Raw genomic sequence first — 1,287 nt, forward strand, 5'->3', positions numbered from 1 at the left:
CTAAGGGTTGTCCCGTAAATGATCTTTGAGTTGCCTCGGGGATAGTGGGCTGCTGTACCGCCCGTAGGCCTATCCGGCGAGGGCGAGGTTGTGCATCCGGGCGATGCCGAGCATGGCGTGGTGGACGCCGTCGCCTTTGAGGCGGCAGTCGCGGAGGATCTTCCAGGTCTTCATGCGGGCGAAGACGTGCTCGACGCGGGCCCGGACCTGCTTGTGGGACTTGTTGTGTTCTTCTTTCCAGTCCGGGAGTTCGGTCTGGCCGCGCTGCCGGCGGTGCGGGATGACGAGTCCGGTGCCCGGGTATCCGCCGTCGGCGATCGTGGTGGTCTTGCCGACGGCCGCCTTGGCGCCGGACTCCTCCCATGCTTTGCAGTCGTTCCGGTTCCCGGCGAGCGGTCGGCCGACCACGACGACCAGGCGGGTGTCGGCGTCGATGGCGACCTGATGATTGGTGGAGTACCGGTAGTTCTTCGACCGCTCGGCGATGGTGTGATCGCGGGTGGGGACCAGGGTGCCGTCCACGATGAGCACGGTGTCCTTCGCGAACCGCTTGCGAGGCTGGAGGGCGAGCATCGGCCCGAGATGATCGATGATGCGGTCCGCCGCCGACTTCGAGACCCCGAACAGCGGCGCGAGCTGCCGCATCGTGAGGTTCGTGCGCCAGTAGGCCGCGACCAGCAGGGCCCGGTCCTCCAGTGGCAGGCTCCACGGCCGGCCCTTGCGGACAGCGTCCGCACCTGCGCGTCGCAGCACCGTCACCAGCTTGCCGAACTGCCGTGGGCTGAGCCCGGTGAAGGGGGCTATCCAGGACGGCTCCGACGCCGTGATCACACCAGCCACAGCGAGATCGTTTCACGGTGTCCAGCGCAACGCGAGAATGCCCCTATGACTGAAGAGCTGGTGAGGTTCCTTGAGGAGCGACTGGACGAGGAGGCCGATTTGGCCCGACGCTGCGATGGTGACGGATGTGGTGAGTGGTCCGCCCACGGACACACCGTCGACTTCTGTCAGGTCGACCTCCCCGGCTTCCACCCCACGATTGCTCAGCACGTGGCTCTCCACGATCCGGCCCGCGTCTTGCGCGAGATCGAGGCCAAGCGGCGCATCCTGGCCCGCCATGCCCGCGACCCCTGGCCCTGCCACGACTTGCGCGACCTTGCTTCGCCCTACGCCGACCATCCGGACTTCCCCGCCCGGGCCTGAACAGCACGAGCGAAACCTCCGACGACGAAGCTACATGCCTGAACCGAGTCCCGCTCACAGAGCTCGTTTACGGGACAGCCCTTA

General features: G+C 66.7%; 2 protein-coding genes. One reads left to right on the plus strand and one right to left on the minus strand.

Annotation, left to right across the window (positions count from 1 at the left end; all coding sequences use genetic code 11):
• Positions 1-69: 69 nt before the first annotated feature.
• The gene (locus AB0D01_RS39725) at positions 70-840 is read right to left on the minus strand and encodes a transposase (RefSeq protein ID WP_363064300.1); all 771 of its coding nucleotides are present in this window, start codon (positions 838-840) and stop codon (positions 70-72) included.
• Positions 841-885: 45 nt separating this feature from the next.
• On the opposite strand from AB0D01_RS39725, the gene AB0D01_RS39730 reads away from it, so the two are divergent.
• Positions 886-1,203 (plus strand): DUF6221 family protein, encoded by a 318-nt coding sequence (locus AB0D01_RS39730; protein WP_363064302.1) that lies wholly within the window; start codon positions 886-888, stop codon positions 1,201-1,203.
• Positions 1,204-1,287 lie beyond the last annotated feature (84 nt).

It is taken from the genome of Streptomyces sp. NPDC048606, assembly GCF_040650855.1.
Classification (GTDB): Bacteria; Actinomycetota; Actinomycetes; order Streptomycetales; family Streptomycetaceae; genus Streptomyces.

What these genes read in the sequence shown, in the direction of transcription:
- AB0D01_RS39730 (WP_363064302.1), top strand. Translation starts at nt 886, where the DNA reads ATGACTGAAGAGCTGGTGAGGTTCCTTGAGGAGCGACTGGACGAGGAG.